Source organism: Aromatoleum toluolicum, from assembly GCF_012911005.2.
Taxonomy (GTDB): Bacteria; Pseudomonadota; Gammaproteobacteria; order Burkholderiales; family Rhodocyclaceae; genus Aromatoleum; species Aromatoleum toluolicum.
Window position 1 is genome coordinate 1 of sequence record NZ_WTVS01000248.1, and the last position, 415, is coordinate 415.

General features: G+C 64.6%; 1 protein-coding gene. It reads left to right on the forward strand.

Translation table 11 applies throughout. From position 1 onward, the window contains the following. Positions 1-415: YceI family protein (locus GPA27_RS28590; RefSeq protein ID WP_169143757.1), on the forward strand; the 415-nt coding region annotated here is incomplete at both ends.

A 415-nucleotide genomic window follows, 5' to 3' on the forward strand; every position in this document is an offset into this window, starting at 1 on the left:
CTGGAAGGCCAGTTCAAGAAGTTCAGCGCCCAGGTAGCGTTTGACCCGGCCAAACTGGCCACCAGCAAGATCGCCTTCACGGTGGACACCGGCAGCGCCACGCTGGGCTCCCGCGAGACCGATGCAGAGCTGCCCAAGCCCGCGTGGTTCAACGTGCCCAAGTTCCCGCAGGCCCAGTTCGTGTCGTCCAGCATCAAGGCCCTGGGCGGCGGCAAGTTTGAAGTGGCGGGAGCGCTCACCATCAAGGGCAACAGCCAGAACGTGGTGGTGCCCGTGACGCTGACCCAGAACGGCACCACCACCACCGCCACAGGCGCGCTGCCCATCAAGCGGCTGGCCTTCAAGATTGGCGAAAACGAGTGGGCCGACACCTCCATGGTGGCCGACGACGTACAGGTCAAGTTCAAGCTCGCGC